Here is a 7,663-nt window from a genome sequence, read left to right on the forward strand (position 1 = left end):
AAAAAGGAGTTGTATTCAGATTGAATTTATTAATTCAATCTGATACAGCCCCTTTATTATTCTTTTCTTATTCCGGTACAGCCCTATGCCCAATTCCAATTACTACTTCATCTAAATGTAAAAGTCCAACACTCAAAAATATACAAACACTTAAATGTTGTCCTATTCTAGCTATACCAACCTTACCACCAACATTCTGCCCATTAGCTCTTTCTCTTACTTGCATTAATGCATCTCTAGTTGCTCCAATTACTCCACCTTCATGTAAATGCTCTTCTCTTATTACATTACTTCTTTTTGCAGCAACTAAAGTTCTTTCTAAGATCTTTGTTGTTGATTCATTTATATTCCCACCAATGTTTACTGCCGTTACTAAAGTTCCTATTTTTTTGTACTTTTCTTTTAACTTCTCTTCTTCTTCTCTACTTGAAATTGCCATTTGCGTAGCAATTTTTGCAACTTCCATACTTGAACTAAAATTCATTCCAATACCTTCTCCCATACTCCATACTCTTCAAATAAATATAATACACTACTTTCTATCATTCGCAGGTGTAAGCTTGCCTAACAAAATATTGAAGTAGCTAACTTACAGTAACTAAATCTAGGATTTAGAGTATAAGTTAAAATTTTTAGGATTTTAATAATTTTTCATCCTTATGTTAACTGAGTACACTAAAGTGTACATTGAATTTACCAAATTAAAATTTGGAGGCTTAGAGGAAACTCTGCTCCCTTCAGTCGCTGAGTAAGTTCGCCTAACCAAATTAAAATTTGGAGGCTTACTTATGTAAATTATACTTTCTTTCAAAGAAATTAACCATTCTTTTTAACGATGAAATTAATACTACTTCTTCTTCTGTAGGAAGCTCTTTCATTATACTCTTTATCATATCATCATGGAATTGTGCATGACTTTTAAAAGCTTCTTCCCCTTTACTTGTTAATTTTATTAAAACAACTCTTCTATCTTCTTCTATTCTTCTTCTCTCTACATACTCTTTTTTTATTAATCTATTTATTGCTGTTGTTAATGTTCCAACAGTAATCTCTAAGTCTCTAGCAACTTCAGTCATTGTCATTTCTCTATCATATCCAATTGCTTCAATTATGTGCATTTCTGTAACAGATAAATCACTAAACTCTCCAGCCTTAAGTACAGCTCCTTCAATCTTTAATATATCATTAAATAAATCTACTAATAAACTATTTAATACATCTTCCGCTTCATTTCGTATCATTTGTTTCACTCTCCCAAAAAAAATTAAAAATATATTATCATTATAAAATAAATTATATAAATTAAGCCAGTATTATTTAAAATTATTTATTATCTTAGTATATTCTTATATAGAAAAAGAGAATGCTTTTTAATAGCATTCCCCCATGAATTAATATATTGTTTATCCACAACATTTTTTATATTTTTTCCCACTGCCACAAATACAAGGATCATTTCTTCCAATCTTAACGACATTAACAACTCTTGATTCAAGTTTTGCTATTTCATCTTCAGTGTATCCCTTTAATGACCATTTTCTTATACTCTTAGCAAATAACTCTAATTCATATATAAATATCTTTCTTTCTTCATCTGATTGAATCTCATATGCTTGAAGGAAAATATCTATTGCTTCTTCTTTTTTAACTTCATTTTTTATAGCAACTATAAATCCATCCATTTCTTCTTTTAAGATATTTTTATCTATTACAAATAACTCACCAAGAACTTTTTCCAATTTATTTCCTTGCTTATTCTCTTCAACAAAGTCAATTTTACCAGCTTTAATTAATGATTTTTTATCAAATTTATAATAATCATTCTTAGCATCTTTTTGAAGCTTTATTATATTATCTACATCTTCAACATCTATATGACAAATCATATCTCCATCTATAACATAATCATATCCTAATTCTTCTCCATTAGCTATTAATCCGTTTAAATATGAAACTTCAAAAGTTTTTCCAAAGATATTTTCTAAATTAGATTTTATTAAATCAAAGTTACATACTCCATAATAATAAACCATTCCTGCAATAGCTTTGATTACTTCTTCATTTAATCTTACTTTTTCCTTAAGTTCTTTATTAAATTTCTTAGAAATAACTTCTTTTAACTCTTCTGGCATTACTACAAATGCTTCCTCTTCCTTAATACCTGAAAAAGCTAATCCTCTATTTCTTAAGTAATTTATATAAATTAACTCATTACATTCATATTTTTTTAATCCGCTTACATTAAGTAATTCTTCAACGAATTTTAAAGTGCTTTCTTCCATTAATTCTAATGCAATACTAACCTTATTTAAAACAACATCATTAATTCTTTTAACAGCCTCTGCTTTTTTTAATGTTGTAATACCTCTTACTGAATATTTTTTAGCTATTTTAACTAATTCATCTTTAGTCATCTTTTCTAAAAATGAATTTAATGTGCAATCTTCATCTAGGTTTTTCCACATTTTTTCAGCATTCTTAAAATCTGCCTTCGTTATTTCCTCTTGAAGTTTATTTTTATCTTCCATTAAATTAAGTCACCCCGTATTCTATTTTACAAAAAAAATCACTTATTCTATTATATATTTTTTTTGAGTTTAGTCAAAATTATTTTTTACCAATACCAAACTTATGTACTATATTTTATTTTAAATATAAAAAGTATCAAATTAATATTTAAAGCTGCCACGTAATTTTAAATTAAACACTTTTCCTGTAATAGCTATGACTAGTACCCCTTCTACGGCAGTTAATGTATAAATAATACACCAAACAATTCCCATGGCACCATTAAACTCTCCTGTAGCTTTGCTGCCTTTATTATTTGTTTTTTCTTTATTACTTTTCTTTCCTTCCCTTTTTCTCCATAAAAAAAGCGCCAGATTAATACACTTATTAACTCTGACGCCTTTGTCTTTAATTTTATTTTAATTTCAACACTATATATTACCAAATACAATAAACTTATTTACAAATTTCATTGTGCTAAAACACATTATATTGTATTATTTATTTCTTTTATATATTATAACCCCATCTTTTATTGTTTCTAATACTTTTATATCTTTTAAATTTTCAATAGAAACCTCTAATGGATTCTTATCTAAAATTACAAAATCAGCATTTTTGCCAACCTTAATACTACCTTTTTTATCTTCTTCAAAATACTGATATGCTGCGTTTATAGTAACTGCCTTTAATGCTTCTATTACACTTATTCTTTCACTTTCTCCTAATAAAACCCCACTTTTTGTTTTTCTGTTAACTGCACAATGTATGGTTTCCATCATATCTGGTTCAATAACTGGTGAATCTTGATGGAATGTAAAAGTAATACCATTTTCCAAAGCCGAAGCAGTAGGACTGATTTTTGATGCTCTTTCAAAACCAAAATTATTAATATGAACATCTCCCCAGTGATATACATGTGCTACAAAGAATGATGGTATTATACCTAACTCCTTAACATCTGCTAACTGCTCTACTCTAAGTAATTGTGCATGAATCATAACAGGTCTTAAACTCTTTATATCATAACCTTCTTCTTGCACCTTTTTTATAGCATCTATAAATTGTTGTGCTGCCGCATCACCATTACAATGAGCAAGTATTTGCATATTATGCTTTGTTGCTTCTTTTATAGAATTGCATACATCTTCATACTTCATTGTTCCATATCCATAATATTCTTTATCCTTTAAATAAGGTGTAAGCATCCATGCAGTACGTGCTTGTGGTGAACCATCTAAAAATATTTTATATCCTCCTATTTTAAAATTTTTATTATACTTCATTATTGAATCTTCAAATTTGTCAAATAAAGCTTGTGCTGAACATACTTCCGAATATCCAACTAAATCTATTTTTAACATATTATTATTTATTAAAGCATCATATAGTGGAATCATTTGAGAAACCATCATTCCTTCTTGAACAGTGCTTATTCCATTAGATACATACTTTTCTTGAACTTTTATATAAGCATCGAATAACTCATTTACATCTGGCATTGCAGCTTCTTTCATATATTTCATAAAAGCTGCTTCTTCCATATATCCTGTTAATTTATTATTTATTTTTCCTATTACTCCACCGTCTGGCGATACTGTATCACATGTTACACCTAGCAATTCTAAAGCCTTTGAATTAAATACCCCTGCATGGCCTGATTTATGTTGAATAAGAATCGGAACTTTTGTACTTACCTTATCTAAATCTTCACAACTTGGATGGACTTTTTCAACAAAATAATTATGGTCATATCCTTTACCTATAACCCATTTATTCTCTTGCAAATTGCTATCTTTAATAAAATCAGTTAACTTTTCTAATACTTCGTCTATTGAAACAGCCTCTTCTAGTGGAACTTGTAGAAGAGCACTCGCTGCCCCTGAAAAGTGACTATGTGGATCTAAAAATGCTGGTATTAATGTTTTACCCTCTAAATTTATCTTTTCTGCTTGTGGATGTCTTTTTACTATATCTTCATAATTACCTATTTCGTTTATTTTCCCATCTTCTACAAGAACTCCCTCTACACTTTCATTTTCTTCAAGTGTTATTATATTCCCATTATAAAATACCTTTTTCATACATTTATACCTCCTCTTAAATAACAAGCAAGGGCACTAAAAGAAAACTCCTTTAGCACCCTTGCTCATATCAATAGAATAATTATAACCTTTTATATCATATTTTACAATATTTAAACTTTTTATTTTATAAATATTATTCTTGTAATATTCATATTTAATTTTTTACTATTCATTATTAAATAATCCAGCACCCTTTATAATCTCTTGCTCCGCAAACAAGCTATTAACCGCAATCTTATAATCTATTGCTTTTTGTGCTTTTTTAATTTTCTTATAGTATTTTTTATTATTAGTAAATATATGAGACATATATCCCCATAGTTCTTTCATTCTATACATAGCATTCTTATCCTCATTTAAAAGAACTGTATAATTTTCAAAAATCTCATCATGAAATTGCTTTAAAATTTCTTTAGTAATAAAAGTGTTATCTTTAATTTCACCAATCAAACCTGGATTGGCTAATATCCCCCTTCCAAGCATTATTTTATCTACATTTGGAAACTCCGTTACTATTTTATTATAATTATCAACAGTAAAAATATCTCCATTATAACAAATTGAATGTTTACTTAACTTTAATGAATCCTTGAAAATTTCTAGGTTAGGTGTATTACCATAAAAATCTTCTCTAGTTCTTGGATGAATTATTAATTCTTCAAGAGGATACTTATTATAAATTTCTATTATCTTATAAAATTCATCTGCTCTTTCTTTTCCTAATCTAGTTTTTATTGATATTTTCATATCATTAATTTTATATATTTCATTTAAAAACCTATCTAATTCTTCTGGATAAGCTAAAAATCCTGACCCCCTATTTTTAGAAACAACAGTACCTGCTGGACAACCTAAATTCAAATTAATTTCTTTGTACCCTAACTGTTTAAGTTTATTAGCAGTTAATATAAATCCATCTGCATTATTAGTTAATATTTGTGGAACTATATTTAAACCTTCATTATTTTCTGGTAGCATATCTCTTAACTCTTTAGTTTTAAGACTTAAACTTTCATTAGGTACAATAAATGGTGTAAAGTATTTATCTATATTGTGAAAGTACTTTTCGTAAGCATTTCTATATATATGCCCTGTAATTCCTTCCATTGGTGCTAAATAATATTTCATATAATTACTCCTCGTTTGTAAATATTCTAAAAAATATTATATCAGCCAAAGCTTTTATAATCTACAGCAGAACATTAATACTAATTTAAATTGATATATTCCTTTTATCGTATTGTACATTTTTTAAAACCATGATAGAATAAACTCACTTAATATTTGATTATCAAATTATTTCATTGCACAAAGGAGAATAAATGATGAAGAAAAAGAAAATTATTGGAATAGCTATAAGTGCTGTTTTAGTTATTCTTATTCTAGGATTAGGTTTCGTAGGAAATTATTTTTATAATTTAGCTTTAAATCCTGATACACCTAAAGATATTGTTTTTGGAACACCAGAGGAAGCAGAAGCAACAAGTGGACAAGTATTAGATAGTGATATTCAATGGCTACTTACTGAATCTAATTATAGTGACGAAACTATAACCTCTTTTGATAACCTAAATTTACATGCTTATAAGGTTTTAAATCAAAACACTTCAAATAAATGGGTTATTGCTGTTCATGGTTATACAAGTGAAGGAATTAATATGAGTTCTTACGCTAAAAATTATTATGACATGGGTTATAATGTTTTAATACCCGATTTAAGATCACATGGCTCAAGTGAAGGTAATTATATTGGTATGGGCTGGGACGATAGATTAGATATTATCGATTGGATAAATACAATATTAGAAGATAACCCAAATGCAGAAATTGTATTACATGGTGTTTCTATGGGTGCTGCTACAGTATCTATGGTATCTGGCGAAAATTTACCTTCTAATGTAAAAGCAATTGTTGCTGATTGTGGATATACCTCTGTTTGGGATGAATTTGCTTATCAACTAGATGATTTATTTTCATTACCTGAATTTCCAATACTTAATGTATCATCTTTAGTTTCTAAAGTAAGAGCTGGTTATTTTTTAGGTGAAGCTTCTGCCTTAAAACAAGTTGCAAAATCTAAAACTCCAATTTTATTTATTCATGGTGATGAAGATGATTTTGTCCCTTATTACATGATGGAAGAATTATATAATGCTACAAGCTCAGAAAAGGAAATGTTAACAATTAAAAATGCTGGACATGCTAAATCTTCCGAAGTTGATCCTGAAACGTACTGGACAACAGTAAATGAATTTACAAATAAATATATAAAATAACCGTTAATAGTTATTTTTTATTTAACTCAAAAAATCATCACATTACTTAAAGTATTGTGATGATTTTTCATATATAATATCTAGCATTATTCTAATTTTTAATTAATAATAACAGTTGCTACTACAATTTTTTTTAAATAATTTACCTTTTATAGTATTCTCATATTCTTCTTCAGTATTAATATTTTCAAGTACACTAATAGCCATTTTTAAACCAATAATATCTTTTTCCATATCGTTAATATACTTACCTCTTCCAACAACTTTAAGATGAGTCACACCTGCTTCCTTTAGCTTTTTTAATGCACAAATTCCACAGCCTGTACTTCCTAAAGTGTATTTTTCTTCATCCTCCTCTTCAAAATAAAAAATTTCCTTATCTAATTCTTCATAATAAAGTTCAAGCCTTTTATCAACCTCTGGAAAATTATTGGTTTCACTACTTATTTTTACTAAATCATATGGCATTTTGCATAAATGAGCTAACTCATCACAGTGCAAAGAACTGCAAAAAGCCCCGCTATAATGACACATTTCATTTAATATAAATGCTTCATATTGTAAATTTTTTACTATATTGTTTCTTATACATGATTTCATATCTTCTATTGTATTCTTTCTATGAAAAATATACCTAGATATATTAAGTTTATTAAAGAACTCTATAGAAAGACTATTTATTTCAGCAGTTTCACCACTTAAATGTATTTTACATTTTATATTTTTTTCTTTTAAATATAATATAAGTGCAATATCTGCAATTATAAATTCATCAAATCCAATTTCTATTAA

General features: G+C 27.5%; 7 protein-coding genes. 1 reads left to right on the forward strand and 6 read right to left on the reverse strand.

Features of this window, described 5'->3' with window-relative positions; all coding sequences use genetic code 11:
- Positions 1-67: 67 nt before the first annotated feature.
- The 5 genes from I4V63_RS06375 to I4V63_RS06395 all read right to left on the reverse strand — a co-directional run bounded on the left by I4V63_RS06375 (position 68) and on the right by I4V63_RS06395 (position 5,723).
- Positions 68-502 carry a HutP family protein gene (locus I4V63_RS06375; protein ID WP_243280466.1) on the reverse strand — a complete coding sequence of 145 codons (435 nt, stop codon included), beginning with the start codon at positions 500-502 and terminating at the stop codon, positions 68-70.
- A gap of 280 nt (positions 503-782) precedes the next feature.
- On the reverse strand, positions 783-1,241 hold the full coding sequence (locus I4V63_RS06380; protein WP_196000463.1) for a MarR family transcriptional regulator: 459 nt from the start codon (positions 1,239-1,241) through the stop codon (positions 783-785).
- A gap of 162 nt (positions 1,242-1,403) precedes the next feature.
- Positions 1,404-2,528: an SEC-C metal-binding domain-containing protein gene (locus tag I4V63_RS06385; protein ID WP_196000464.1), complete on the reverse strand. Its 1,125-nt coding sequence runs from the start codon at positions 2,526-2,528 to the stop codon at positions 1,404-1,406.
- Positions 2,529-3,005: 477 nt separating this feature from the next.
- Positions 3,006-4,592 (reverse strand): amidohydrolase, encoded by a 1,587-nt coding sequence (locus I4V63_RS06390; RefSeq protein WP_196000465.1) that lies wholly within the window; start codon positions 4,590-4,592, stop codon positions 3,006-3,008.
- 168 nt (positions 4,593-4,760) lie between these two features.
- Positions 4,761-5,723 carry a tRNA-dihydrouridine synthase family protein gene (locus I4V63_RS06395; RefSeq protein WP_196000466.1) on the reverse strand — a complete coding sequence of 321 codons (963 nt, stop codon included), beginning with the start codon at positions 5,721-5,723 and terminating at the stop codon, positions 4,761-4,763.
- 197 nt (positions 5,724-5,920) lie between these two features.
- Here I4V63_RS06395 and I4V63_RS06400 point away from each other — a divergent pair, with 197 nt between their 5' ends.
- On the forward strand, positions 5,921-6,871 hold the full coding sequence (locus I4V63_RS06400) for an alpha/beta hydrolase (RefSeq protein WP_196000467.1): 951 nt from the start codon (positions 5,921-5,923) through the stop codon (positions 6,869-6,871).
- 102 nt (positions 6,872-6,973) lie between these two features.
- Here the strand turns inward: I4V63_RS06400 and I4V63_RS06405 are convergent.
- The coding region (locus I4V63_RS06405) for a U32 family peptidase (RefSeq protein ID WP_243280467.1) at positions 6,974-7,663 on the reverse strand (690 nt) is incomplete at its 5' end.

The sequence above is a fragment of the Clostridium sp. 1001271B_151109_B4 genome, assembly GCF_015670405.1.
GTDB lineage: Bacteria > Bacillota > Clostridia > Clostridiales > Clostridiaceae > Clostridium.